This is a genomic window from Microbacterium algihabitans, from assembly GCF_032464975.1.
Classification (GTDB): Bacteria; Actinomycetota; Actinomycetes; order Actinomycetales; family Microbacteriaceae; genus Microbacterium; species Microbacterium algihabitans.
This window is the reverse complement of the sequence record NZ_JAWDIU010000001.1, coordinates 962,180-988,119: the sequence shown is the minus strand read 5'-3', so window position 1 is coordinate 988,119 and position 25,940 is coordinate 962,180. Positions and strand designations below refer to the sequence as shown.

The window sequence follows — 25,940 nt, the reverse complement described above, 5'->3', positions numbered from 1 at the left end:
CGGACAGGACCACGATGCGCATCGCACTGCTGACGTACTCCACCAAACCCCGCGGCGGGGTCGTACACACTCTCGCGCTCGCCGAGGCGCTCGTCGCCCGCGGCCACGAGGTCGAGGTGTGGACGCTCGGGCGCGGCGACGACACGGCGTTCTTCCGCCCGGTCGATCCGCGCGTGAGCGTGCGGGTCGTGCCGTGCCCTCCGATCGAGGGAGAGGGGGTGGGTGAGCGCATCGAGCGCTCCATCGAGCTGATGGCTGTCGCGCTGGACGGCCGAAGCGACATCGTGCACGCGCAGGACTGCATCACGGCCAACGCGGCGCTGCGCCGCGGCATCCCCGTGGTGAGGACCATTCACCATCTCGATGCCTTCACCACCCCGCAACTGGTCGCCTGCCATGATCGCGCCGTCATCGAGCCGTTCGCCCGCCTGTGCGTCTCGCACGCGGTGTCGCGCGAGGTCGAGCACGAATACGGTGTGCGTCCCGAGGTGATCGCGAACGGGGTGGACGCCGAACGTTTCGCCGCCGCGTCGGGTGCGACGGGTGAGGCTGCCCGGGCGCAATGGCGGGCCGCTCTCGGCGAGTACGTGCTGGCACTCGGGGGGATCGAGCCGCGCAAGGGCTCGATCGACCTGCTCGAGGCGTTCGCCCGGATCCGCGACGAGCATCCCCGTCTGCGTCTCGTGTTCGGCGGCGGGGAGACGCTCTTCGACTACCGCGACTACCGCGAGCGCTTCGAGGAGCGTGCCACGGAACTCGGGATCGCCCCCACCATCCTGGGCACGGTCGGCGATGACACCCTGCCGGCTCTCGTCGCCGGAGCCCGCGCTCTCGCGTTCGTCTCGACGAAGGAGGGTTTCGGTCTCGCCGCCATGGAGGCGCTCGCCGCTTCGACGCCGGTCGTCGCGCGCGACCTGCCGGTGATCCGGGAGGTGTTCGGCGACACCGTGCTCTACGCGAAGACGCCGACCGACATCGCCCTCCAGCTGAACGCTGTGCTCCGCGGCACCGCCGCGATCGATACCGGCGCGGGACTCGCTCTCGCCCGTGCTCACACCTGGGAACGGGCGGCCCGGGCGCACGAGGTGTTCTACGCGCGCGTGCCGCAGCGGATCGCACGATGATCGAGCGCTCCTTCTCATCGATCCTCGCCGATCGCGCGCGGGTCCGCCCCGACGAGCCGATCGTGGCGGACTCCGCGGGGGTCATGACCGCGTCCGAGCTGCATGCCGCTGCTTCGGCGTTCGCGCACGAGCTCGTCGCACGTGGCGTGAGGCACGACGACACCGTCGCCGTGTCGCTACCGAATGGACGGGACGCCGTGATCGCCTGCTTCGGCATCTGGCGGGCGGGTGCGACTCCGCAGCCGCTGTCGACCGATCTCACCCTCTCCGAGCGAGGAGAGCTCGAGGCCGTCGCGCGACCCGCGGCCGCGGTCGGCGCGCGACCCGCCTCGAGCGACGTCCCGTGGCTGCCGGGGGTGCGGGTCGCGCCTCGACTCGGGGAGCTGCCCGACGTCGCGGCATCGTGCTGGAAGGCTCCGGCGAGCTCGGGGTCGACGGGTCGACCCAAGATCGTGCGGGCAGCGGCTGCCGCGACCCTCGACCCGACGCGGCCGGTCGCCGTGTTTTTGCCGCGCGTGGCCACGCAGATCGTCGCGGGTCCTCTCTGGCACTCGGCGGTCTTCACCTACGCCTTCCGGGGGCTCCTCACCGGCCACCGGCTCGTGATCCTCGACCGGTTCGAGCCGTGGGCGTGGGTCGACGCCGTCGAGGCGCACGGCGCGACCTGGGGGCTGCTCGTCCCGGCGATGATGACACGCCTGGTGCGTCTTCCCCCCGACCTGCGACGTCCTGAGCGCGTCGCGAGCGTCGAGAGCGTGCTGCACATGGGTGCGCCGTGTGCTCCCGCCCTGAAACGAGCTGCCATCGATTGGCTGGGGGCCGAGCGCGTCGACGAGGTGTACGCCGGGAGCGAGTCGAACGGCCTGACCCGCATCACGGGAACGGAGTGGCTCGAACGCCCGGGCAGCGTCGGGCGGCCGATCGGCGGCACCGAGATCCGGGTCCGCGACGACCGAGGGCGCGACCTGCCGAGGGGCGAGCGCGGTCTGGTGTGGATGCGCCGTGGCGACACGGCCGCGTACTCCTATGTCGGCGCGGTTTCGCGCCGCGACGACGAGGGGTGGGACACGCTCGGCGACGTCGGACACGTGGATGCCGAGGGCTATCTCTTCCTGCACGACCGCGCCGACGACCTCATCAATCGCGGCGGCGACAAGATCGCCCCGGCCGCGGTCGAGGCGGTGCTCGAGGCGCATCCCGCCGTCGAGGAGGCCGTCGCATTCGGTGTGGCAGACGACGGTTTGGGCCACGTGGTGCACGCCGCCGTGCGGCTCACCGATTCCGCGGCATCCGCGTCGGTGAGGGAGCACGCTCGCGCGCGCCTCGGTGGGCGCGCCCCCGTCGCCCTGCACGTCGTGACACAGCCGCTGCGAAACGAAGCCGGGAAGGTGAGGCGCTCGGCGCTCGCGGAGCGGTTCGGCGGCTGAGCGTCGGCATCGCTCGGCGCGGAGGGTTACGCGGGCGTCCGGACCGCCGCGAAGCGATTGCGACGCCGCAGCGCGAAGCCCAGCTTCTCGTACGCCGCGATGGCGTTGACGTTCGCCGCGGCGGCGTGCAGCAGAGCCCGGTCGCCGCGCTGCTGGATGTGGAAGGCCACGTCGAGCACGAGTCGTGAGGCGAGGCCCTGCCGACGGTGATCGGCGTCGACCGCGACCGCGCTGATCTCGGTCCAGCCGGTGGGGTGGAGGCGCTCACCGGCCATCGCCACCAGTCGTCCTTCCCGACGGATGCCGATGTACCGCCCCAGCTCGTAGGTGCGGGGCCGGAATGGGCCGGGCTGATTGCGCTCGACGATCGCGATCATCTCGGCCGCGTCGTCGGCACCGAGCTCGATCGCCTCGTCATCGGGGCGGGTCTGCAGGGCCGGCGTCTCGACGAGCTGCACGCCTTCGCCGCCGCCCACGTACTCCCAGCCCTCGGGGATCGCACCCTCGTAGCCCGACAGGCCCACGTCGGCACCCGGTCCGACGAGGTCGCGGAGGGCGTCCCACACCCCCGGTTCGTCCCACGTGCGCACGGCCACGAACGGCGCGACATCGGACGGATATCGGCGGACGAGGTCGCCGCCGATCGCGAACGAGGCGTGCGGGCCGGCGAGCGAGTGCCACGCCGCGTTGTCGAGCACGGTGGCGTCGGCGTGGGGGATGTCGAGTGTCGAGGGGGAGGTCACCGTGACACTCTGCGCCGACTCCGCCCGGGGTGCAACTCGGCTGTCGTCGGGCGCAATGCGGGGCCGACCGCGACCCGTGTTACCGGGCGTTTCCGGTGCAACCCTGCGCCGCGCGGCATCCGGAAATACTGGGGAGATGACCGCCGCGCAGACGACCTGGACCATCGAGAACGTCGACTGGAACGACGCCTCGGCGGTCGCGCTGCGTGAGGCGATGGATGCCGAGATCTCACCCCGATACGCGGAGATCTTCGCCGCCTTCGACGAGGCGACGGCCGACCGGCTTGCCCGGGACTTCGCCGTCGACCCCGCCACGATCGTGGAGGTCGTGCTCGTGCGCGCCGTCGACGGCGAGGCGGTCGGCCATGCCGCGCTGCGCGCCCTCGGCGCGGAACTCGAGGTCAAGCGCGTGTACGTCTCCCCTGGCGCGCGGGGGCGCGGGGCGAGCCGAGCGCTCATGGCGGAACTCGAGCGCCTCGCCGCGGCACGGGGCGCATCACGGCTCATCCTGCAGACGGGCGACCGCCAACCCGAGGCCATCGCGCTGTACGAGCGAATCGGCTACGCGCCCATCGAGGTCTTCGAGCCGTACATCCGGTTCGCCGGCTCGCGCTGCTTCGCCAAGGACCTCCGCCCGTGAGCGCGGAGCGGATCGACGTCGCCGTGGTCGGCGCCGGCGCGATGGGCGCGGCCACGGCGTGGCACCTGGCCCGGGCCGGTCGCGAGGTCAGCGTGTTCGAGCAGTTCGAACCCGGTCACGTCCGCGGCGCCTCGCACGGAGCCTCGCGCAACTTCAACGTCGCCTACGTCGAGCCCGAGTACCTCGCGTGGCTCCGCGACGCCGAGGTGCTGTGGCGCGAGCTCGAGACCGAGGCGGGCCGCCCCCTGCTGACTACTACCGGCATCGTCACGCACGGTCCCGGCGTCGACCCCGTGGCGACGGCCGCCGCGATCTCGGCGGGCGGCCTCGCGGCCGAGGTGCTCGACGCGTCGGAGGCGTCGCGTCGGTGGCCCGGTCTGCGTTTCGCCGGACCTGTGCTGCACACTCCCGGGGCGGGTCGGCTGAACGCCGACGAGTCGGTCGCCGCGTTCCTCGCGGGAGCCGCCCGTGCCGGGGCGCGCATCCACTGGAACACCGCCGTCACCGACATCGAGGTGCGCGGCGACGACGACGTGCGCTTCACCGTGACGGATGCCGAGGGCACTCGGCGCCTGCACGCGCGGCGCCTCGTGTGCACCGCTGGCGCGTGGACGGCGAAGACCCTCGCGGGCGTTCCGGGCGTCTCACTCCCCGCCCTGCGCGTGACGCAGGAGCAGCCGGCGCACTTCCGTCCTTTCGAGACGGCGCACTGGCCGGGCTTCAACCACCACCCGTCGGCGGACGATCCCGCGACGGCGTGGTTCGCGGCGCCCGTCTACGGAATGTTCACGCCCGGTCAGGGCGTGAAGGCCGGGTGGCACGCGGCGGGTCCGGTCATCGACCCCGACCACCGCAGCTTCGTGCCCGACCGCGACCTCACCGCGGCGCTCGCCCGGTACGCCGCGGAGTGGCTTCCCGGGGTGGATGCCGCGGACTTCACCGAGATCACGTGCACCTACACCTCGACGGTCGACGCCCGCTTCGTGCTCGAGCGCACGGGTCCGATCGTCGTCGGAGCGGGCTTCTCCGGCCACGGGTTCAAGTTCACGCCCGTCGTCGGCCGCACTCTCGCCGCCCTCGCGGGCTGACATCCGGCCTGCCGCCGGAGCGGGGTCGGGCGAACGCATCGGATGCGGATCCCTGGGCGCCTGACATCCGATTCCGTCGCCGGTCGAAAACCCCGCCCGTCAGAGGTCGTACCCGAACGCGCGCAGGTCGAGCCAGCGACCGGGTTCGACCTCGATCGGGTCCTCCCGCTCGGTCAGGCGGCGGAAGCCCATCTTGAGGTAGAGCGCGTGCGCGCCGAGCATCTCCGGGCCGCTGTTCATCACCACGCGGGTCGCGCCGCGATCGCGGGCGAGGCCGAGCACGTGTCGCGTGAGCAGCTCGCCCACGCCGCGGCCGCGCGCCGACGGTGCCACGGCGAGCTGGCGGAAGTCGAGCTCTCCCTCACGGGCCAGGGGCGAGAGTCGCTCGCCGGGCCGCGGCGTCCACACGGTGCCGACGATCTCGTCGCCATCGAGGGCGACCCACACCTCGCCGTGCTCCACGCGGCCGGCGACGTCAGCGAGCGAGGCGAGGTACGCCTCCGACAGCCCGTCGTAGCTGGCACGGTAGGCCTCGGCGGTGATCCGCCCGGCCTCCGCGTGCTCCTGCGGGGCGACGAGGCGGACGGTGAGGGTCGTGGTCATGGCATCCATTCTTCTCCGGTGAACGCACGGCACGGCCCGGTCGAAGAAGACCGGGCCGTGCGCGGGCCCTCAGGACTTCGGGAGTCCCGGCGGGTTGATCTGCGAGGTCGAGATGCCCTCGGAATCGAGGTTCCAGGCCTTCAGCACCTCGGCGTACTTCCCGTTCGCGATGAGGTCGTTCAGCACGATCTGCACCGGCTCGACGAGGCCGTTGCCCTTCTTGGTGCCGGCGGCGATGTCGGCCTGCAGGGGGTAGCCGCCCGGAACCACGCCGACGACCTTGGTCTCACCGGTGGCGCGCGCCGCCCACGCGGCGGTCGCGTTCGGTCCGAAGGTGGCGTCGACGCGGCCCGAGAGCAGGGCGAGGGTCGCCGCGGCGTTGTCGTCGTAGTACTGCAGGTCGGCGGGGGCCTTGCCGGCGGCGGAGAGCTCCTGGTTCCAGCTGAGCAGCACCTTCTCTTGGTTGGTGCCCGAGCCGACGACGATCTTCAGCCCCGAGATGTCGTCGGCGGTCTCGATCTTCGCGATCGAGCTGTCGGCGCGCACGGCGAAGCCCAGCAGGTCCTGTCGGTAGCTCGCGAAGTCGTAGAGCTCTTTGCGCTCCTCGGTCACCGTGACGTTGGCGGTGATGAGGTCGTACTTCCCCGATTGGATGCCGAGGGGCCAGTCCGCCCACGCCACCACGACCGGGTTGTACTCCAGGCCGAGACCTTCGGCGATGAGCGAACCGATGTTGGGTTCGGTGCCCGACGGCAGCGTCTCCCCCTCGGGCACATAGCTCAGGGGAGGGGTGAACGCGCCCACCGCGACGGTGAGCTTGCCCGGCTCGATGGGGGTGAAGCCACTCGCCTTCAGGGCCGCGACGGCGTCGGGCACGGCGTCGGTGTGCACCCATTCCGCGGGGGCATTCGTGGCGGATGCCGAGCGCTCGGGCGCCGCGACCGCCTCGGTCGGTCGGGTGAGGCCGATGGTGACGCCGACGCCGACGACGGCGACGAGGGCTGCGGCGATCACGCCGAGGGCGATCCCCTGCTTCTTGCTGAGTGCCATGCTGTATCTCCTTGTGAGGGTGTGGATGCCGCGGCATCGGTGTCGCGTCGAGGGGCCGGGTGGTGAGGTGGGGCGATGTGGGTTCGGGTTGCGAGGTGGCTGAGCCTGTCGAAGCCGCCGGGGTGCGGTGGGTTCGGGTTACGAGGTGGCTGAGCCTGTCGAAGCCACCGGAACACGGCGGACGCGTCAGCCGAGCACCTTCGCGACGAAGTCGCGGGTCCGCGCATGCCGCGGTCGGGTGAGCACCTCGTCGGGCGTCCCCTGCTCGACGATGCGTCCCTCGTCGAGGAAGACCACGCGGTCGGCGACCTCGCGGGCGAAGCCGATCTCGTGCGTGACGATCACGAGCGTGGTGCCGAGCTTCGCGAGGTCGCGGATGACGTCGAGCACCTCGCCCACGAGCTCGGGGTCGAGGGCGCTCGTCGGCTCGTCGAACAGCAGCACCTTGGGCTGCAGGGCGAGGGCGCGGGCGATCGCGACGCGCTGCTGCTGACCGCCCGACAGCTGCCGGGGGTAGGCGTCGGCCTTCTCGGCCAGGCCCAGGGCGAGGGCGAGCTCGCGCGCCTCGCTCTTGCCCAGGCGCTTGAGAGCGAGCGGCGCCTCGGTGATGTTCTCGAGCGCCGTGAGGTGCGGAAAGAGGTGGAAGTTCTGGAACACGATTCGACAGGCTCAGCCACCTCCCTACCCAGGTCCCTGAGCCTGTCGAAGGGACCGGAACCCGCGCGGACCGGTGGTGGCTTCGACGGGCTCAGCCCCCTCCGAACCGAGGTCCCTGAGCCTGTCGAAGGGACCGCGACCCGCGTGGACCGGTACCGACGGGAGACCGGTGGCTTCGACAGGCTCAGCCCCCTCCCTACCCAGGTCCCTGAGCCTGTCGAAGGGACCGGAACCTGCGCGGACCGGTGGTGGCTTCGACAGGCTCAGCCACCTGCCGACCGCGACCCGCGTGGACCGGTGGCTTCGACAGGCTCAGCCACCTCCCCGACCGCGACCCGCGCGGACCGGTGGCTTCGACAGGCTCAGCCACCTCCCCGACCGCGACCCGCGCGGACTGCTGGCTTCGACAGGCTCAGCCACCCCCGCCCTCAGGCGTCGCGCAGGATCCGCGCCGTCACCCGCGTCCCGAAGAACAGGGCCTCCACCGGCACGCATTCGTCGGCCGTGTGGAACTGCCCGAACACGTCGAAGTCGGCGGGCACGCGCAGCGGCACGAAGCCGTAGCCCCGGATGCCGAGACGACTGAGGTGCTTGTTGTCGGTGCTCGCGGGCAGCAGGTACGGCACGACGGTGCCGTCGGGGTCTTCGGCGGTCACGGCGTGCTGCAGCACGTCCATCAGCCGTCCCTCGGCCGGAGCTTCGATCGCCGGGATGTACCGCGACCACGCGATCTCGATGTCGTCGCCGACGACGGCCGCGAGCTCGTCGCGCAGCGCGTCCGCCTGGCCGGGCACCACGCGCACGTCGAGCGTCGCGCTCGCCGAGGCGGGGATGACATTGATCTTGCCGCCGGCCGTGAGCACGGTCGGCGAGACCGTGTTGCGCGTTCCCGCGTCGATGACGGATGCCGAGAACCCCAGGCGAGACAGATCGTCACCGTCGAGGGGCTCGCCGCTGGCGCGTCCGTAGACCTCGAGGAAGCGCTCGAGCGTCGCGGTCCGCACGACGGGGAAGCGATGTGCGCCGACCGCGGCCACGGCGCGCGCGAGGCGCACGACCGCGTTGTCGGCGGTGGGTCGGGATCCGTGCGCCGCCGCTCCGCGGGCGGTCAGCGTGGCGACGGTCACGCCCTTCTCCGCGGTCGCGACGAGGTACGCACGACGGTCGTCGGGCAGGGGGATCGAGAAGCCGCCCACCTCGCTGATCGCCTCGGTCGCCCCGGCGAACAGCTCGGGGCGGTTCTCGACGAGCCACCGCGCGCCCCAGACGCCACCGGCTTCCTCGTCGGCGAAGAAGGCGAAGATCAGGTCGCGCCGCGGAACGATCCCGTCGCGGCGGAACGCCCGGGCGATGGCCAGCAGCATGCCGGCGAAGTCCTTCATATCGACGGCCCCGCGACCGTAGAGCAGGCCGTCGTGGATCTCGGCGCCGAACGGCGGGTGCGTCCAATCATCGGCGTCGACCGGGACGACGTCGAGGTGCGCGTGGGCGACGAGGGCGCCGGCATCCGGATCCGAACCGGCCAGCCGGGCGACCACGCTCGCGCGCCCCGGGCGGGGCTCGACCAGGACCGTCTCGTAGCCGACCTCGTCGAGGCGCTGCTTCACGTAGAGCGCCGCGCGGGTCTCGCCGTCTCCGATGGTGGCGGCGTCTCCGGTGTTGACGCTGTCGATGCGGATCAGCGCGCGGATGAACTCCAGCGCCTCGATCTCGAGGGGACCCGGCGCGGAGGGAGAGACGTCTGTCATGGTCAGTGCTCGTGCGGGCGGGCGTCCTCGCCGAGCTTGAAGGCGAGGCGACCGTGGGCGTAGCCGCCTCCGGCGCGGATGGCGGTGGCGACCCACGCGGCTTCGGCGAGTTCGGCCTCGGTCGCTCCGGCCTTGACGGCGTTCTGCGAGTGTCCGTCGATGCAGTACACGCACTGGGTGGTGATGCCGACGGCCAGGGCGATCAGCTCGCGGTACTTCAGCGGGATCGCGCGCCCTTCGGGGGCGAACACGGCCTGATCGAACGCGGCGAACGCGGCGAGGATGTCGGGGGTCTCGGTCTTGTACACCTTGGTGTACGTCTTGTCGGCGGTGCGGTCGAAGTACTCGGACATGCTCGCTACCGTAACCACGCGCACCGCGCGCGAGCGGGAGAGCGGTCACGCGGGGTCACAGACACGGCCCCCGCTCAATGCATGATCATGCCGCCCGTGACGTTGATCGCCTGCCCGGTGAGGTACCCGCCCGCGGGGGAGGCGAGGAAGTGGGTGACGCCCGCGACGTCTTCCGGCACGCCGAGGCGGCCGAGCGGCGACTTCGCGCTCCACGCCCGCACGTCGTCGTCGGAGCGGGTGTCGGCGCCCATGTCGGTGAGCACGTAGCCGGGGCAGACGGCGTTGACGCGCACGCCGTGGCATCCCCATTCCTGCGCGCCGGCGCGGGTGAGGGCGACGACCGCGGCCTTCGACGCGGCGTAGTGCCCCTCTCCGCCGCCGCCCTGCTTGGCGGCCATGCTGGCGATGTTCACGATCGTGCCGCCGCGTGCTTCGAGCATGAGCGGGGCGACCGCCTGCATCGTCACGAGGGTCGCGCGGGCGTTGATGTCGAGCACGAGATCCCAGTCGTCGACGGTGATGTCGAGCAACGACACGTGCTGGAACACCCCCGCGCAGTTCACGAGCACATCGACCCCGCCGAGCGCGGTGATCGCCTCTCCGACCGCGCGGCGCGTGTCGAGGGGGTCACGCAGGTCGACGGAGAAGTAGGCGGATGCCGCGCCGTCGGTCGGGGCGCGACGATCGAGCACCGCGACTCGGGCTCCATCGGCCGCGAATCGGGCGACGATGGCGGCGCCGATGCCTCCGGAGCCTCCCGTGACGATGACGCGCTGCGACATGACGCTCCTCCCGCGGGCGTCGGGTCGCCCTGGCGGTCACCGTACGCCCGGCGGCGAACGCGGCGGCGACGGCGCTGTTTCGCGGGCGTAACGCTCGTCAGGTCCGATCCAGCAGCCGCCACACCGCCGCGGCATCCACCTCGAGGCGCGCGTCGGTGCCGCGGGTGCGCCACGCGTCGCGATCGAAGACGTAGGCGCGCTCGACCTCCAAGACGTACAGGCGTTTGCGCGCAGTCGCGACGATCGCCGCGACCTCGTCGTCGAGCATGGCGGCGGTCACGGCGTCGCGGGCAAGACGCGCGGCCAGCACCTCGCGCACGGCCGCCGGGTCGGCATCCGCCTGCCTCGCCCGGAACGACAGCTGCACCCCGTCGGCGTCGGCGAGCCCCGCGGAGGAGTCGTACACGACCCCGGATGCCGCGCCCGAGGCCGCGATCGCCCGCGCATGCCGCGACGCGAGGTCGGACTCGACGTACAGTCCGCCCGGCAGCAGGCGGTACTGGGCGGCGGCGGTCCAGGGCCCGACGGCATCGGCCGTGCCGATCACGACGAACCGCTGCGCGGCGAGGATCGCGGCGGCGCGCTCTTCGGGGGAGGTCATGCGCTCATGCTGGAGGCGCGGGGCGACATGGATGTTTCGGCGGGGTGAAGCTTCGTCGCGCGAGCCGATCCCTCGGCATCCGGCGTCTTACGCTCGGGGCAGCGCCGCCTGCGGCGCCCGTGAGCCCCGACCCGCAGGAGACCCGTGAGCGTCCACCCCGCCATCACCGACGCCGCCGTGCGCGCCCACCTCGAACGCCTGGCGGCTCAGGCGGGCACGATCCCATCGGGGGCGACGGATGCCGACGGCGATGATGCCGCGCGGATCGCCGAGCTGCGCGCGAACCCGTCGTGGGTGCGTTCACCCGACGACGCGACGCTCGAGTCGATCGACCTCGACGCCGACGGTCTCGCCCTGCGCCTCTACAGCCCGCGCGCCGGCCACCGCGGAACGCTCGTCTTCGCCCACGGCGGCGGATGGGTCGCCGGCAACCTCCACAACAACGACGCCCTGTGCCGCGCCCTCGCTCTCGCGACCGGAACTCAGGTGCTGAGCGTCGACTACCGCCTCGCGCCCGAGCATCCCTTCCCGGCCGGTCTCGACGACCTCGACCGCGCGCTGCGCTTCGCCGCGACGGGGGCCGACGGACTCATCGACCCCGCCCGACTCGGCGTCGCCGGACACAGCGCGGGCGGCAACCTCGCGGCGGCGCTCGCCCTGCGCTCGCGCGATGGCCGAGCTCCCGGCATCCGCGTGCAGGTGCTGCTGTGCCCCGTGCTCGACGCCCCGAATCCGGAGCGCCCGAGCTATCGCGCGCACACCGAGAACCTGCCCCTCACCGCGCGCGGGATGCAGTGGTACTGGGGGCTGTACGTTCCGGATGCCACGCGCCGGGTGCCCGTCGACGCAGCGCCCCTGCGGGCCGCGGTGCTCGGCGGTTCGGCGCCGGCCGTGATCGTCGCGGCCGCGGTCGACCCGCTGTCGGACGAGGCCGAGGAGTACGCCGACCGGCTCGCGGCCTCGGGAGTACCGGTCGAGTTCGTGCGGCGCGAGGGGGTGCCGCATCTGTTCCTGGTGTTCCCCTCGACTCCCGCGCGCGACGAGGTGCTCGCGCAGGTCGCGCCCGCCGTGCGGGCGGCGTTCGCGTGAGGGCCTGACCTCGTCCCACTTTCGGCGGGGTCATGTCCCACTTTGTGCGGTCTGGGGCCCGTTCGGCCAGCCATTTTCGGGACATGGGTGTGCCCCGGCCGCCCCGCAAACAACCCGCCCCACGCCCGGAACACCGCGGAAACACGCCATTGTTACCGTCATCAACATGTCGCTCCTGGTCACCAACGCACGTCTCATCACGGTCCCCGCGGGCACCGACGACCCCGGCTACATCGAGCGCGGCTACATGCTCGTCGAGGACGGACGCATCACCGCGATCGGCGCCGGAGACCCCGCGCCGGGCACGACGGCCGACGAGATCCTCGACGTCGACGGCAAGTTCATCGCCCCGGGCTTCGTCTCGTCGCACAGCCACCTGTTCACGAGCGGCTCGCGCGGACTCGGCGTCGACCAGACGCTCTACGGCTGGTGCACGTCGATGTTCAGCGTGCTCAACAACGCCTCGCCCGACCAGATCTACTGGGCCACGCTGCACGGCTCGCTCGACTTCCTCGCCAACGGCGTGACCACGGCGTACAACTTCACCGACCCGCTCCTGCCGTGGGAGCCGATGGTCGAGGGCAAGCGCGCCGACGGGGGCGGGCAGCTCCGCGATCACGCCTGGCACACCCGGCAGGCCGACGGATGCCACGACGCGGGGCTCCGCTTCGTCGACTCGATCGCTCTCGATGCCACCGTCGGCACCGACGAAGAGATCTTCGCGCGGTTCGAGGCCTCGCTCGATCACGTGCTCGCGATGGATCCCGACATCGCCCTCGGCGCCTCGATCATGGGCCAGGTGCAGTGGTCGACGCGTCCCGACGCCGCCGAGATCGAGGTCGCCGTCATGGACCGCTTCGGCGTGACCAACCAGGCGCACTTCCTCGAGACCTACGAGGCGATCGAGCACCAGCAGACGAAGTTCCAGCTGTACAAGAACGCCGGAGCCCTCCGTCCGGGCATGATGTTCGGCCACTTCATCCAGACGACGCCCGAGATCATCGCGGATGCCGCCGCGGGAGGCGCATCCATGTCGTGGCAGCCCGCGTCGAACGGGCGCCTGGCGTCCGGCATCGCCCATGTGCCCGAGATGCTCGAGCAGGGCATGAAGGTCGGCATGGGCCTCGACGACCAGGCCTGCACCGACGTCGCCGACCCGTGGCAGAACATGCGCATGGGCATGTTCATGCAGCGCGCCCGCACCCACGACCCGCTGTCGATGATGCCCGAGCGCGTGCTGCGCCTGCACACCCTCGGCGGGGCCGAGATCATGGGCGTCGACGACCGCGTCGGCAGCCTCGAGGTGGGCAAGTTCGCCGACTTCGTGGTCGTCGACCCGCGCACTCCCGATATCGGACCGCTGTGGAACCCCGTGCGCAGCTACGTGCTCGCCTGCGGCCTGCGCAACCTGCAGCAGGTCTACGTCGGCGGAAAGCTCGTCAACGACCGGGGCGTCTCGACCAACCCGCTCGCGGTCGAGGCCTCGCGCGTGCTGCACGAGGAGCTGCCCGCGCTGGCCGAGGAGTTCGGCGTCATCCTCTGACCCCGCGCCTTTCCTGCTGAGTGTCCACGACACGCCGCGTCCCGCGCGCCGGTCGTCCGGGTTTCCTGGACGCTCAGAGGCCTGCGAGCACCCGCGACCCGCGCCCGCCCTCGCGCGCGAGGCCGCGCCGTGACAGCGTGGGAGCATGCGCAGACGCATCGCGGGGCTCGACGTCCACACCTCCGTCGACGACGTCGCGGGGCTCGATGTGCTGTTGTGGCACCACGGGTCGCCGCAGACCGGCGCGATCCTGCCGCCGGTGCAGCGGGCGGCCGACGCGCACGGGCTCGCCGTCGTCTCCGTCGCCCGGCCCGCCTACGCCGGGTCGCCGCGTCAGCCGGGCCGCACCGTCGCCGACGTCGCCGCGGGGCTCGTTCCGGTGCTCGAGGCCCTCGGTGTGGCATCCGTCGTCTCGGTCGGCGCGTCGGGCGGAGGCCCGCACGCCCTCGCGTGCGCGGCGGCGATGCCGGAGCTCGTCGGCCAAGTCGTGACCTTCGCGAGCCCCGCGCCGTTCACCGACGACGAGGCGTGGTTCGCCGGCATGCAGGCGCCGGGCGGGCTGCGGTCGGCCGTCGAGGGCGAAGGCTCCCGCCGCCGTTTCGCCGAGACCGACGAGTTCGATTCCGAGCAGTTCGTGGATGCCGACTTCGCGGCCCTCGAGGGCGAATGGGCGTCTCTGGGAGTCGACGCCGGCGCGGCCGAGGCCGACGGGCCCGAGGGTCTCATCGACGACGACCTCGCCTTCACCCGACCCTGGGGTGTCGCGCTCGCGGAGGTCTCGGCATCCGTGCTGCTCGTCCAGGGCGAGCGCGACCGCGTCATCCCTCCCGCTCACGCCCGGATGCTTGAGGCTTCCCTCCCGCACGCGACGCTCGACCTCCATCCCGACGACGGCCATGTCTCGGTGCTCCGTCATTTGGAAGCCGCGTTGGCTCGTTGAGTGTCCAGAATGCGCCGAGTGCAGAACGGCGTCAGGGGTTCAGGCGGCTCACCTGGTCGACGATCGTCAGGCGTGACGAGAGCGTGTCGGCCGCGGCGCCCATCGTCGCCGACGCCGCACCGAACACGAGCAGGGCGATGACGATGAACGTGGGCAGCTGACGCCTGCGGCGGGTCAGGGCGGTCATGGCGAGCGTGACGACCACGGTCAGGATCGCGATCGTCTGCCCGGCGACCGTGGCGAACGCCATGCGCATGGCGCTCTCGTGCGTGAGGGGACCCCAGCTGTTGAAGATGATGTTCAGCGCCATCGGGATCAAGATCACCCCGACGATCAACACCAGGCCACGGCTGACACGCGACCGCGAAACCTGCGGCGCATCCAGCGACTGAGCGACGGTCTCGGCATCCATCGCCTCACGCTATCGGCGCGCTGTGCGGCCGCACCACGTTTTGTCGCGAATCGGCCCGTCGATCCCGCTAGCGCTGCGGCGGAAGGGTGAACTCCGGCGGGAAGACGTTGTCGGAGACCACGCCGTTCTGGTCGCCGACGCTGAAGATGGTGTGCGCGTCGAGGTTCAGGGTGTCGCCCGCGTACAGCCCGTTGTTGTCGCGGCGGGCGTGGTTCACGATCAGCAGCCAGTCTTCGGCCACGCAGAACCGCGCCGCGATGGTCGAGAACACATCGCCGGGAGCCACTCGGTACGCCACCGGAACACCCTCGGCGTTCAGCACCGCTTCTCCCGAGGCGGTGTCGAGCAGGCCGCGGTCGACCGGGATCTCGAGCGTCTTCCCGCCCAACTGCTCCGGATCCGCCGGATCGGCCACGGCGTGCACCGGAGCCACTGCGTCGCATGGCCCTGCATCGACGAGCGGCGCGGGCGTCGACGGCGACTCGGGGGTCGCGCGGGCACTGGCTGACGGGCGGACCGCATCGATCAGCGGCCCGGGCGGCGGCGTGCACGCCGTCAGGATCACCGCCAGCACGCCGATGCCGATCGTCGTCGCCGTGCGCTGCGCCCCCATGCGTCGAAGTGTACGGGCGCGGTTATCGTGCTCGCCTCTCCCAGAGTTGAGACGGCGCCTGAGCGGGTTTCGGTGCCATGAGGTGCGTGGGCGGCCTTCCGCACCTCCGCGGGTGAAATGGTCGCTGTCTCATCCTGGCTACGGGTACCGTCCTCACCGACGAGTGCGGAGGAAGCCATTAAGGATCGAATTCTGTCCGTCACGCTCTTCCTGATGTCGCTCGGTCTGAGCGCACTCGTCTGCGTGACCGTGCCGTTCATCGTGTTCTCCGCGCTCGGTGCGGACGTCCCGGACTTCACGCCCGCCGTCGTCGTGGTTCTTCTCGCGCTGGCGGTTGCCGGCCACATCTTCGTCGCCGTCCGGCTCGCCCGATCGAGAACCGCGGAGGTCGATCTGCAGCCGGGGTCGGGCGATCACGCCTGGCCGCACACCGAGACTGCATCTCGCTGACATCCCGGTTGCAGCCTGCAACGGACTTGTCAGCGAGATGCAGTCTCGCGCGACTTGGAACGCGCGAACCGCAGCAGCGCCTCGCCCACCGCGGCGATCGCCGCCGCGCTCGCCAGCGACACCGCGATCGTGACGAGCGCGGCGGCGGGTCCCGTCGAATCGAGGGCCGCCCCGGCGATCACGCCGCCGATCGGCACGCCGAGCGACATCGCCGCGGTCGGATAGGCGAGGGTCTCGGTCACCCGGCCCTCGGGGGCGCGGGCGGATGCCACGAGGATGCCCGACACCATCACCGGCGACACCGCGAGCCCGAGCAGCAGGATCACCCCGAACAGCACCGGAGCAGAGCCCTGCGCGAACGGCAGGGCGAGGGCGACGGCGAAGGCCAGCGCCGCGAAGAGGATGTACCGCGCGGCGGGGGAGAGCTTCCACGTGCGGGCTCCGGTCACGACAGACCCGATCGCGATCGCCGCGGCCAGGGCACTGAACGCCGGGCCCGCGAGCCACGGCCGTTCGCTCAGCTCGGCCCACCCGACGAGGCTGACGTCGAAGGCCCCGAAGACTCCGCCCAAGGCGATGCAGGCTACAGCGATCGGAATGACCCCGGCGGGAGGCAGCACGATGCCGCGCCGCGGGGCGTGCGGCGCCGGAGCTGGCTGCGTGCCGCGCTGCGCGGCGAGCCACACGCCTCCGATGAGCCCGAGCCCGAGCGAGCCGAGAACCGCCACCGCGGGGTCGACGGCGGCGGCAACAGCGGTGATCGCGGGCGGCCCCGAGATGAACACCATCTGATCGGCGATCGTCTCGAGGGCTAACGCGGGTGTGCGCTGCGCCGGCGGGGCGAGCACGGTCCACCGTGCCCGGACGGCCGAGGTGAGGTCGGGGGTCGCCGCCCCCGTGACGAATGCGGCCACGAGCCACGTCCAGAACGGCGCATCGGTGAGCACGAGGACGAGCAGGGCGGATGCCGCGAGCACGAGGCATCCGAGCGACACCATGATCACGCGGGCCTGGCCGTGGCGGTCCATGCGCGACGACCACAGGGGTGCCGCGATCGCCATGCCTCCGACGAGGGGAGCGACGACGAGCCCGGCCGAGGCGAAGCTGCCGGTCGCGGCCGACACGAGCAGGATGATGCCGAGCGACAGCGTCGCGCGGGGGAAGCGCGCGAGGATCCCGGCGGCGACGAAGCTGCGGGCGCCGGGCAGACGCAGCACCTGGCCGTAGGCGCGGACGCCCTGGCCGGTCTCGGCGGCGACGCTCACGCGCGCACCGCCGAGACCGCGGCATCCGGAATCGGATCCGACCCGGGCGCTGCACAACTCCTGCAGAACGGGCCTGCCGGGCCGAATACCTCAGGGAACCGCCGCATATGCAGGAGTCGTGCCCGCCTCGAGCGACTCACGCGGTGTAGTCGAATCGGCTGATCTCTTCGAGCGCTTCGACGACGAACGACACGCTGTCTTCGAACAGCTGCGCACCGTGGGCGGCGTTCGCGCCGGTCGGGTCGCCGAGCACCCCCGTAGGACCGAAGTCGTTCGAGAGCCACCCGAAGGTCACGGGCTTGCCGTTGAAGCCGATGTGGCGGAACTCGCCGATGTGCGCCGGCACCGTGGCCTCGAACTTCGACGGATCGACGAGTTCGGGACGCAGGTGCATGATCATGCTCGTCTCGCCGTGACCGGCGTGGATGCCCGTGCCGTGCTCGTCGGGTCCGCCGTCGGTGCCGTCGAACGAGGGCACGCGGGCCGCGGGCATGAAGAATGTGCGCAGGCCGAAGCGGCGACGCAGCTCGCGGTTGGCGACGTTGAGCAGGGCGACGTTGCCGCCGTGGCCGTTGAGGAACACCAGCGTGCGGGCGCGGGTGGTCAGCAGCGACCGGCCGATGTCGACGATCGTCTGCATCATCGTCTCGGGCGTCAGCCACAGGGTGCCCGGCGCCCAGGAGTGCTCGTCGGACTTCGTGATCGACAGCGTCGGCAGCTGCCACACGTCGAGGCCTTGCGCGGCGGCGCGCGCGACGGCGGCGGTGGCCGAGGCCTCGGCCACGATGGCATCCGTCGCCAGGGGCAGGTGCGGGCCGTGATGCTCGATCGCGCCGGTGGGCAGCACGATGATGGACTTATCGGTGAGGGCCTCGGCGGCCGCGGGGCCGCTCAGTTCGGCCAGCAGACGGGTCATGAGATGATCGCTCCCTTGCGCGCTCCGGTGTAGTCGGGGTTGAGCTTGCCGGGGTTCAGCAGGCCGTTCGGGTCGGTGAGGGCGGCGGTCTCGGCGGTCTGCTCGACGTTGAAGTCGACGTTCCACTGGTGCGGGTTGTGCACGCCGACACCGATCGCGTTGAGCTCGGCGATGCCGCGGTACACGTCTTCCTCGCTCACGTAGGGGGCCGCGAGCATGCCGATCGGGAAGGCCTTCGTCGACTCGATGTGGAGCTTGCCGCCCGCGAACACCGACTCGACGGCCTCGATGTCGTCGGCCAGCGGAGCGCCCGCGACCTCGAGGTGGAACACCTCGTGCGGCTGGCTCTTCTGGTACCACTCGATGGGGTGGTTGTAGCTGAGCATCGACAGGCGGATGCTCGCCTGCGGGCCCTCGCGCACCGCCTCGACGCGGCCTCCCGCACCCTCGATGATCGCGGTGACTTCGTCGATGAGCGAGGCGTCGATGATCGCACGCAGGCTCGAGCGCCCCTCGGGGATCGCCTCGTCGGCGGGAAGGGCCGCCGAGATCTCGACGCCGTCGCCCGAGACCAGGCGCGGGGTCGGGGTGAGGTTGCCGATCGTCTGCACGACCGAGAGGGTGCCGGCGAAGTCGGGGAAGCTCGCCCACAGCCCTCGCCACTCACGCAGGGGCTCGAGGCGGACGGTCGCGCGCACGATCACGCCCGCGGTGCCGTAGTTGTGCACGTACTTCTGGGCCTCGTCGCCCTCGACGTGGAGGATCTCGGCGCTGCCGTCGGCGTGCACGACGTCGAGGGCGGCGACGAAGCCGCGGTCGTTCGAGCCGTGCTCGATCGACCCGGTGCCGCCGGATCCGCCGGAGAGGAAGCCGCCGATCGTCGACTGCGCGGTCGAGGGGTACATCCACAGGGCCTGGCCGCTCGCCCACGCGGCCTGCTCGAGCATGACCATCGGGGTGCCGGCTTCGGCGGTGATGAAGCCGTCGCCGACCTCGACGATCGCCTTGGCGCGGGTGGTGTCGATCACGAGGCCGCCCTGCATGGGGATCGCCTGGCCGTAGTTGCCGGTGCCCTTGCCGCGCACCGTGATCGGCACCCCGTGTCGCGCGGCGGCGGCGACGGCGGTGGCGATCTGCCCGGCATCCGCGGCGAAGACGACGAGGTCGGCCAGGCCCAGCGGAAGCTTCGCGGCGATGATCGGCGACATCGGCGAGCCGTCGACGCTGGCGCGTTCGCGCACGCGCGGTTCGGTGCTCACGGCCGCGGGGCCGAGCAGGTCGAGCAGTTCGTCCTCGAGGGAGAGGACGCGGGTGGCGGTGTCGCTCATGGGGGTGTCTCCGGGTGGAACGATGGGGCGGATGCCGAGGGGCTTGGGAGGTGGCTGAGCCTGTCGAAGCCACCGGGCGTGTTTGCGGGGTTGCGGTCGGGAGGTGGCTGAGCCTGTCGAAGCCACCGGGCGTGTTGCGGGGTCGTGGTCGGCAGGTGGCTGAGCTTGTCGAAGCCACCGGGTGTGTTGCGGGGTCGTGGTCGGGAGGTGGCTGAGCTTGTCGAAGCCACCGGGCGTGTTGCGGGGTTGCGGTCGGGAGGTGGCTGAGCCTGTCGAAGCCACCGATCTCCGCTGGGCGCGGTCCCTTCGACAAGCTCAGGGACCTGGGTTCGGCGTGATGCCGGGTTCGGGCCCTTCGACAAGCTCAGGGACCTGGGTTCTCAGGGACCTGGGTTCGGCGACCGGCGGCCCGGCCCGCACGAGGCGGACCGGGCCGGGCGGGTCAGAACGAGATCGAGGAGTCGATGAACTCGTTCGTGTAGAGGTCGGCGGGGGTGTAGCCCGATGCCGGCGGGGTGCCGAGGTCGGTGTACACCTTGCTGGCCTTGGAGAAGAAGTCCGCGAAGCGGGCGTCGTCGAAGTTGCCGTAGGTGGAGTCGGGGCCGTCACCGACGAGGCCGAGGTCGACCTGCGTCTTGACCGAGTAGTCGGCCACGCCCTGGGTGTAGGTCCAGCCGGTCGCGTACTCGTCGACGAGCTTCAGGATGAGGTCGTTGGCGGCCTTCGGGTCCTTGTAGTAGTCCACGCCGGCCTTCTGCAGCACGGGCACGAGCTTGCTGAGGCAGGGCGACAGCTCGTCGAATTTGTCGGCCTTGACCGACATCGACGACTGGTACGTCTGCCATCCGGCGTCGTGGATCAGCGCGAAGTCGACGGGCTTGCCCCACGCCGACACCTCGTTCTGGTACACGTACGGCTCGGCCGAGGCGAAGCCCTGCTGCATGTCCTTGCCGCCGGCGGCGACGAAGTTCGACGGGGTGCCGTCGTACGAGCCGTCGAGGATCGCCGAGTCGGCCAGGCCCGCGCTCTTGAGGTACTCGATGTAGGCCGAGCCGTCGAAGTAGCGCCACACGCCGCCGGTCGCCGTCAGGGCGCCCTTGACGTCGTCGATCGTCTTGACGTTCGGGTAGGTCGCGGGGTCCCACATGACCATGGTCGGGCTGATGTCGAGCGGTGCGAACACGGCCTTGGTGGGCGTGGTGCCCGAGAGCTGGATCGCCTCGTCGGTGCTGACGTAGCCGAGGGTGATCTTGTCGTCCTGGTACATCTGGGCCGACACGGTCTGGAAGCCGATCGCGGGACCACCGGCGCGGATCTCGAGGTTGACGCCGGTGTATCCGCCGTCCGCCATGAGCGGGCCGGTGACGGCCTTGGTGTTGGCGTCGATCGTGTAGTTGTCCTTGATCATCTCGTAGAGGTGACCGTGCTCGGCTTCGGGGTTCCAGTCGGTCTGCACGACGATGGTCGAGGGGCAGTCGGCCGACAGGTCGACCGAGCCGATCGCCATGTCGGTGGCGGCGGGGGCGCTTTCCGCTGCGCTGCCGGCGCAGGAAGTCAGCGTGAGGGCGATCGCGACGGCGCCGGTGACGGCGGTGCCGCGAAGAAGGGTGGAGCGCTGCATGCTGGTTCGCTTTCTGTGACGGGTGGAGCTCTCGGGTGCGGGTGTTTTCGGGTACTCCGGATGCCGCCTCCCGCACTCTCGCGCGGGAGGGGCTGTGGCATCCGGGATCTGGGGGCCTAGAGGGTGCTGTCGTACCAGCGACCGACGGCCACTTTCGACAGCCAGCCGAACAGGGCGAAGATGACGACGCCGAGGAGGCAGGCCGCGAGGATTGCGGCGAACAGCTCGGCGCTCTGCAGGCGCGACTGGTAGTTGGAGATGAGCGAGCCGATGCCCGGCTCGCCGCGGCGGAAGAAGTAGTCGCCGACGATCGCGCCGATGACCGACAGGCCCGCCGAGGTGCGCATGCCGACGAAGATCGAGGGCAGCGCCGCGGGGAGGGTGAGCTTGGTGAGCACCGTCCACTTGTTCGCCTTCTGCAGGCGGAACAGCTCGCGCTGCGACTTGTCGACCGACTGCAGGCCGAACAGGGTGTTCGACACCATCGGGAACAGCGCGATGAGCACGCAGACGATGACGCGGGCGAGGAACTCGTAGCCGAACCAGAAGCCGACCAACGGCACCAGGGCGAGGATCGGGATGCACTGGAGCATCACGGCGTAGGCGTAGGTCGAGCGCTCGACCCAGCGGGCGAGCGACATGGCGATGGCCCAGCCGATGCCGATGACCATCGCGATCGCGAGGCCGGTGAGGGCGACGCCGGTGGTGCGGAACAGCGCCACCCAGATGTCGGCGCCCACCTGCGGGTCGAAGAAGCCCAGGGTGAACATCTCGTGCGGCATGGGCATGAGGAAGCCCTTGCCCGAGGCGGCAAGTGCGATCGAGACGCCGTACCAGGCGCCCAGCAGCACGACCAGCACACCCAACGGCGGCAGGATCATGGCGACGCGCGCACCGAAGCCGCGGCGGCGGGTCGCCGTGGTGCGGGGTGCGGGCGGCTGGACGGGCGGAACGGATGCCGTGGGCTCCGACGTCTCGGTGACGACGGGTTCTGCAGACGTGGTGCTCATGAGTGTCCTTCCCGGAGGGCGTGGGAGACCTCGCCGACGAGCTTGGCGAATTCCGCGGTGTAGCGGATCTCGGGGTCGCGGGGCATGTCGAAGGGGACTTCGAAGGTGTCGACGAGGTGGCCGGGGCGACCCGACATCACGACGACCTTGGTGGAGAGGTAGATGGCCTCGGAGACCGAGTGGGTGATGAAGAGTCCGCCGAACTTCTGCGCGACGAAGATCTTGAGCAGCTCGTCGTTCAGACGCTCGCGGGTGATTTCGTCGAGGGCGCCGAACGGCTCGTCGAAGAGGAACAGTTCGGGGTCGAGCGTGAGCGAGCGCGCGAGCGAGGCGCGCATCTTCATGCCGCCCGACATCTGCTTGGGCAGGTGCTTCTCGAAACCCTTGAGGCCCACGAGGTCGATCGCCCACTTCGCCTTGGGCGTGCGCACCCGCTTGGGCTGCCAGTTGAGCTCGGCCAGCAGTTCGACGTTGGCCTGCACGTCGCGCCAGGGCAGAAGCGTGGCGTCCTGGAAGACGTAGCCGATGCGGTCGGTGGCGACGGAGGCGGTTCCTTCGCTCGCGGTCTCGAGACCCGAGGCGATGCGAAGCAGGGTCGACTTGCCGCAGCCCGAGGGGCCGACAACGCTGACGAATTCGCCGCGTTCGACGGTGAGGTCGACGCCGGAGAGGGCGGTGGTGCCGTTGGGGAACGTCATGGCGACGTTGCGGAAGTCCAGCAGAGGGGCGGTGGATGCCGCGACGTCTGCGGGAGCGGGGGAGGCCAAGGTCACGGGGGCGCTCGCTTTCCGTTCGGGTGGTCAGGAGGCCGTCGCGGGCGCGGCGGTCGGGGTGGGGACGGCGGTGAGGGTGGTCACCGTGGTGCGGCTCACGAGTCGCCCCCGGTGGAGCACGACGCGGTCGGCGTCGGCGAAGGCCACGGCGTCGCCGAGGGAGGCGGCGCGCACGGCGACGAGGTCGGCGCGGGCGCCGGCCACGGGTCCCGCGAAGGGGAGGTTCATGACGTCACGGGCGCCCACGGTCACGGCGTCGAGGGCGTCGGCGGGGGCCAGGTGGCCGGCGGCGACGAGCAGCGAGGCGGTCTCGAGGTGGTCGCACCGGCCGACGGGGTTGAAGGGGTCGCGCACGTTGTCGGCCCCGGCGGCGACGCGCACGCCCGCGGCCTTGAGGCGGCCGATCGGGGCGATGCCGCGCGGCACGGCGTGGTCGGCCTCCCACCCCTGCAGGTACAGGTTGGTGATCGGCAGGGCGATCACGCCGATGTCGGCGGCGCGCACCTCGTCGGCGAGGGCGGCGAGGTCGGTCGCGGGCATCATGCTGAGGCGCACGCAGTGACCGGCGGTGCACGGGCGGTTCCACCCGGCGACCAGGCGGGCGTACGCGGCGAGGGTGTCGGCGCCGGCGAGGCTCTCGTCGGTGTGCAGGTCAAGACCCACGTCGCGACGACGGGCGAGCGCGATCAGCCGCTCGAGGTCGGCGATCGGGTCGTCGGCCAGGTGGGGTGCGCCTCCGACCAGGTCGACTCCCGCGTCGAGGGCCGCCTCGAACACGGCATCCGGGATGTTCGGACCCCCGAGGGCGACGAGCTCGATGTCCATGAGACCGTCGAGCTCTTCGCGCAGGCGCACCAGGGCGCGCACGCCGACCAGAGCGTCGTCGCCGCGCAGCAGATCGACGTGCGTGCGGACGGAGGTGATCCCGGATGCCAACATGCGCAGCGCCGTGGAGCGTGCGCGCCGCAGCGTGTCGTCCTCGTCGAGGGTCGCCGCGAAGGCATGCCAGCTCTCGATGGCGCGCTCGAGGTCGCCGAAGGCGGGCTGGATGGCGTCCCACGACTGCGACTTGTCGAGGTGGGCGTGAGGCTCGGCGCCGGCCGTGGTGACGAGGTAGCCGTCGAGGTCGAGCACCTCGCCGTCGGTGTCGGGGAGGGGGCTGCCGGCGGGAACCACCGCGAGCACCTCGTCGCCGTCGAGCGCGATGTCGACGAGCGCGCCCGAGGTCAGGCGCACGCCGCGCAGTGCGGCGATCGAGACGGGTGGAGCGGCAGACACGAGGGCCTCCGGAGAAGTCGAGAAGACAAGCGCAAGACGGGAGCCACATCAGTGGGGCCGAGCCGCTTGTGGCGGCTGCGTCAGTGTTGGTGTGACCAACATCCGGCGATGATCCGATGCTAGGAACCGTGCGTTTCCGCTGTATTTCCCCCGCATGACCCTCTCGACAAAGTTGTCGGACAGGCGGGGCTCTCCCCAGGTGGCTGAGCGTGTCGAAGCCTCTGGGCGCGGCTGTGGGTACCGGTCCCTTCGACAAGCTCAGGGACCTCGGTACAGCGCGGGGCCTCGACCCAGGTGGCTGAGCGTGTCGAAGCCTCCGGGCGCGGCTGCGGGTACCGGTCCCTTCGACAAGCTCAGGGACCTCGGTACAGCGCGGGGCCTCGACCCAGGTGGCTGAGCGTGTCGAAGCCTCCGAGCGCGGCTGCGGGTACCGGTCCCTTCGACAAGCTCAGGGACCTCGGTACAGCGCGGGACCTCTCCCCAGGTGGCTGAGCGTGTCGAAGCCTCCGGGGTCAGCTGTGGGTGCCGGTCCCTTCGACAAGCTCAGGGACCTCTGTACAGCGCGGGGCCTCTCCCCAGGTGGCTGAGCTTGTCGAAGCCTCCGGGCGCGGCTGTGGGCGGCGGTCCCTTCGACAAGCTCAGGGACCTCTGTACAGCGCGGGGCCTCTCCCCAGGTGGCTGAGCGTGTCGAAGCCTCCGGGCGCGGCTGTGGGCGGCGGTCCCTTCGACAAGCTCAGGGACCTCGGTACAGCGCGGGGCCTCGACCCAGGTGGCTGAGCCTGTCGAAGACCCCGCGACCTCGACCCAGGTGGCTGAGCCTGTCGAAGCCCCCGGGCGCGGCTGTGGGCGGCGGTCCCTTCGACAGGCTCAGGGACCTCGGAACAGGCTCAGGGACCTCGGTGCGGGCTCAGGGACCTATGGCCCTACAGTTCGAGCGTGATCCGCGGGCAGGCCGCGCGCGAGACGCACGGCATCATCGTGCGGTTGGCGTCCTGCTCCTCGGGTGACAGCACCGAGTCGCGGTGCTCGATGTCGCCGTCGATGACAGCGACCTCGCACGTTCCGCACGTGCCGACGCGGCAGCTGGAGGGCACGACGATGCCCTGCTCCTCCACCACGTCGAGGATCGAGCGCTCGGGCGGGACTGTCACTGTGAGGCCCGACATCATCAGGTCGACCTCGAACGGCTCCGCCCACACCGGCGGGCCGAGCACCTTGGCCTCGAAACGCTCCACGTGCAGGCTCCCGCGCGGCCAGCCGGCCATGGCGGCATCCAGTCCCTCGAGCAGCCGAGCGGGCCCGCACGCGTAGACGACCTCGCGCGCGACGGGGGTGGCGAACCGCGCACCGAGGTCGAGGCGGCGCCCCTCGTCGGCGGCGAAGACCTCGACGCGATCGCCGTAGCTCTGCTCGAGCTCGTCGACGAACGCCATCGTGCGCCGTGAGCGCCCGGTGTACAGCAGGGTCCACGTCGTTCCCGCGGCCTCCGCCGCCTCGAGCATGGGCAGGATCGGGGTGATGCCGATGCCCCCGGCGACGAAGACGTACGACCGCCCCGCGGTGGGGGCGAAGAGGAAGTGGTTGGCCGGTCCCCGCACGCGCAGGGTCTCTCCGACCTGCGCGTTCTCGTGCAGCCACACCGAGCCCTCGCGCTCGCGCAGCACGCCGATGCGCCACGTGCCGCGGGCGGTGGGCGACCCGCACAGCGAGTACTGGCGCTCGATGCCGCCCGGCAGCACGACGTCGATGTGCGCCCCGGGTGACCAGTGCGGCAGGGTGCCGGTCGCGCGCTCGAGGTCGAGCACGATCACGCCGTCGGCGGCGTCGCGCCTCTCGCGGACCACCGCGTCGAAGGTCACCCCTGCACTCACGAGAACTCCTGTTCG

25 protein-coding genes and 1 pseudogene are annotated in these 25,940 nt (G+C 71.3%); 8 read left to right on the top strand and 18 right to left on the bottom strand.

All coding sequences use genetic code 11. The annotated features are described in order from the left end of the window. Positions 1–14 precede the first annotated feature (14 nt). Positions 15–1,124, top strand: a complete 1,110-nt coding sequence (locus RWH43_RS04645; protein ID WP_316000784.1) for an MSMEG_0565 family glycosyltransferase — start codon at positions 15–17, stop codon at positions 1,122–1,124. Continuing rightward, positions 1,121–2,551, top strand: a complete 1,431-nt coding sequence (locus RWH43_RS04640) for an AMP-binding protein (RefSeq protein ID WP_316000783.1) — start codon at positions 1,121–1,123, stop codon at positions 2,549–2,551. The genes RWH43_RS04645 and RWH43_RS04640 overlap by 4 nt, the downstream gene beginning before the upstream one ends. Before the next feature lie 26 nt (positions 2,552–2,577). On the opposite strand, the gene RWH43_RS04635 is transcribed toward RWH43_RS04640, so the two are convergent. Beyond that, complete coding sequence (locus tag RWH43_RS04635; protein WP_144830445.1) at positions 2,578–3,294, bottom strand: GNAT family N-acetyltransferase; 717 nt, start codon at positions 3,292–3,294, stop codon at positions 2,578–2,580. A gap of 136 nt (positions 3,295–3,430) precedes the next feature. On the opposite strand from RWH43_RS04635, the gene RWH43_RS04630 reads away from it, so the two are divergent. Beyond that, complete coding sequence (locus RWH43_RS04630; RefSeq protein WP_154096886.1) at positions 3,431–3,934, top strand: GNAT family N-acetyltransferase; 504 nt, start codon at positions 3,431–3,433, stop codon at positions 3,932–3,934. Next, the gene (locus RWH43_RS04625; protein ID WP_316000782.1) at positions 3,931–5,022 is read left to right on the top strand and encodes an FAD-dependent oxidoreductase; all 1,092 of its coding nucleotides are present in this window, start codon (positions 3,931–3,933) and stop codon (positions 5,020–5,022) included. Before RWH43_RS04630 ends, RWH43_RS04625 begins: the two co-directional genes overlap by 4 nt. A 99-nt stretch (positions 5,023–5,121) precedes the next feature. Here the strand turns inward: RWH43_RS04625 and RWH43_RS04620 are convergent, their stop codons facing one another. The 7 genes and pseudogenes from RWH43_RS04620 to RWH43_RS04590 all read right to left on the bottom strand — a co-directional run bounded on the left by RWH43_RS04620 (position 5,122) and on the right by RWH43_RS04590 (position 10,816). Beyond that, positions 5,122–5,625 (bottom strand): GNAT family N-acetyltransferase, encoded by a 504-nt coding sequence (locus tag RWH43_RS04620; RefSeq protein ID WP_316000781.1) that lies wholly within the window; start codon positions 5,623–5,625, stop codon positions 5,122–5,124. A gap of 69 nt (positions 5,626–5,694) precedes the next feature. Continuing rightward, positions 5,695–6,675: an ABC transporter substrate-binding protein gene (locus RWH43_RS04615; RefSeq protein ID WP_316000780.1), complete on the bottom strand. Its 981-nt coding sequence runs from the start codon at positions 6,673–6,675 to the stop codon at positions 5,695–5,697. 186 nt (positions 6,676–6,861) lie between these two features. Continuing rightward, positions 6,862–7,335 (bottom strand): annotated as a pseudogene (locus RWH43_RS04610) (amino acid ABC transporter ATP-binding protein); the annotation flags it as partial. Between the two features lie 425 nt (positions 7,336–7,760). Continuing rightward, positions 7,761–9,080, bottom strand: coding sequence for a M20/M25/M40 family metallo-hydrolase (locus RWH43_RS04605; RefSeq protein ID WP_316000779.1), 1,320 nt, complete (start codon positions 9,078–9,080; stop codon positions 7,761–7,763). A gap of 2 nt (positions 9,081–9,082) precedes the next feature. Beyond that, a complete protein-coding gene (locus RWH43_RS04600) occupies positions 9,083–9,433 on the bottom strand; it encodes a carboxymuconolactone decarboxylase family protein (RefSeq protein ID WP_144830428.1) in 351 nt (116 codons plus the stop codon). A gap of 74 nt (positions 9,434–9,507) precedes the next feature. Beyond that, positions 9,508–10,215 carry an SDR family NAD(P)-dependent oxidoreductase gene (locus RWH43_RS04595; protein ID WP_144830425.1) on the bottom strand — a complete coding sequence of 236 codons (708 nt, stop codon included), beginning with the start codon at positions 10,213–10,215 and terminating at the stop codon, positions 9,508–9,510. Positions 10,216–10,312: 97 nt separating this feature from the next. Then, entirely contained in the window at positions 10,313–10,816 is a 504-nt protein-coding gene (locus tag RWH43_RS04590) for a pyridoxamine 5'-phosphate oxidase family protein (protein ID WP_316000778.1), read from the bottom strand. Between the two features lie 144 nt (positions 10,817–10,960). Here RWH43_RS04590 and RWH43_RS04585 point away from each other — a divergent pair, with 144 nt between their 5' ends. From RWH43_RS04585 to RWH43_RS04575, 3 genes are all read left to right on the top strand, one after another. Next, a complete protein-coding gene (locus tag RWH43_RS04585) occupies positions 10,961–11,905 on the top strand; it encodes an alpha/beta hydrolase (RefSeq protein ID WP_154096881.1) in 945 nt (314 codons plus the stop codon). A gap of 166 nt (positions 11,906–12,071) precedes the next feature. Beyond that, complete coding sequence (locus tag RWH43_RS04580) at positions 12,072–13,448, top strand: amidohydrolase family protein (protein WP_316000777.1); 1,377 nt, start codon at positions 12,072–12,074, stop codon at positions 13,446–13,448. Between the two features lie 145 nt (positions 13,449–13,593). Beyond that, positions 13,594–14,388: an alpha/beta fold hydrolase gene (locus RWH43_RS04575; RefSeq protein WP_316000776.1), complete on the top strand. Its 795-nt coding sequence runs from the start codon at positions 13,594–13,596 to the stop codon at positions 14,386–14,388. 31 nt (positions 14,389–14,419) lie between these two features. Here the strand turns inward: RWH43_RS04575 and RWH43_RS04570 are convergent, their stop codons facing one another. Together RWH43_RS04570 and RWH43_RS04565 are read right to left on the bottom strand one after the other, a co-directional pair. Further along, positions 14,420–14,800, bottom strand: a complete 381-nt coding sequence (locus RWH43_RS04570) for a hypothetical protein (protein WP_316000775.1) — start codon at positions 14,798–14,800, stop codon at positions 14,420–14,422. Between the two features lie 67 nt (positions 14,801–14,867). After that, positions 14,868–15,413 carry a LysM peptidoglycan-binding domain-containing protein gene (locus RWH43_RS04565; RefSeq protein ID WP_316000774.1) on the bottom strand — a complete coding sequence of 182 codons (546 nt, stop codon included), beginning with the start codon at positions 15,411–15,413 and terminating at the stop codon, positions 14,868–14,870. A 213-nt stretch (positions 15,414–15,626) separates the two neighbouring features. Here RWH43_RS04565 and RWH43_RS04560 point away from each other — a divergent pair, with 213 nt between their 5' ends. Further along, on the top strand, positions 15,627–15,863 hold the full coding sequence (locus tag RWH43_RS04560) for a hypothetical protein (protein WP_316000773.1): 237 nt from the start codon (positions 15,627–15,629) through the stop codon (positions 15,861–15,863). Between the two features lie 29 nt (positions 15,864–15,892). Here the strand turns inward: RWH43_RS04560 and RWH43_RS04555 are convergent, their stop codons facing one another. From RWH43_RS04555 to RWH43_RS04520, 8 genes are all read right to left on the bottom strand, one after another. Next, complete coding sequence (locus RWH43_RS04555; RefSeq protein ID WP_316000772.1) at positions 15,893–17,128, bottom strand: MFS transporter; 1,236 nt, start codon at positions 17,126–17,128, stop codon at positions 15,893–15,895. Between the two features lie 136 nt (positions 17,129–17,264). Further along, positions 17,265–18,044 (bottom strand): creatininase family protein, encoded by a 780-nt coding sequence (locus RWH43_RS04550; RefSeq protein WP_144830402.1) that lies wholly within the window; start codon positions 18,042–18,044, stop codon positions 17,265–17,267. Then, positions 18,041–19,372: an FAD-binding oxidoreductase gene (locus RWH43_RS04545; RefSeq protein WP_144830399.1), complete on the bottom strand. Its 1,332-nt coding sequence runs from the start codon at positions 19,370–19,372 to the stop codon at positions 18,041–18,043. The genes RWH43_RS04550 and RWH43_RS04545 overlap by 4 nt, the downstream gene beginning before the upstream one ends. Before the next feature lie 442 nt (positions 19,373–19,814). After that, complete coding sequence (locus RWH43_RS04540) at positions 19,815–20,993, bottom strand: ABC transporter substrate-binding protein (protein ID WP_154096872.1); 1,179 nt, start codon at positions 20,991–20,993, stop codon at positions 19,815–19,817. A 116-nt stretch (positions 20,994–21,109) separates the two neighbouring features. After that, the gene (locus tag RWH43_RS04535; RefSeq protein ID WP_316000771.1) at positions 21,110–22,003 is read right to left on the bottom strand and encodes an ABC transporter permease; all 894 of its coding nucleotides are present in this window, start codon (positions 22,001–22,003) and stop codon (positions 21,110–21,112) included. Then, positions 22,000–22,776, bottom strand: coding sequence for an ABC transporter ATP-binding protein (locus RWH43_RS04530; protein ID WP_222123899.1), 777 nt, complete (start codon positions 22,774–22,776; stop codon positions 22,000–22,002). The genes RWH43_RS04535 and RWH43_RS04530 overlap by 4 nt, the downstream gene beginning before the upstream one ends. A gap of 27 nt (positions 22,777–22,803) precedes the next feature. After that, positions 22,804–24,054, bottom strand: coding sequence for an amidohydrolase family protein (locus tag RWH43_RS04525; RefSeq protein WP_316000770.1), 1,251 nt, complete (start codon positions 24,052–24,054; stop codon positions 22,804–22,806). Between the two features lie 923 nt (positions 24,055–24,977). Next, positions 24,978–25,925 (bottom strand): PDR/VanB family oxidoreductase, encoded by a 948-nt coding sequence (locus RWH43_RS04520; protein WP_230704040.1) that lies wholly within the window; start codon positions 25,923–25,925, stop codon positions 24,978–24,980. Positions 25,926–25,940 lie beyond the last annotated feature (15 nt).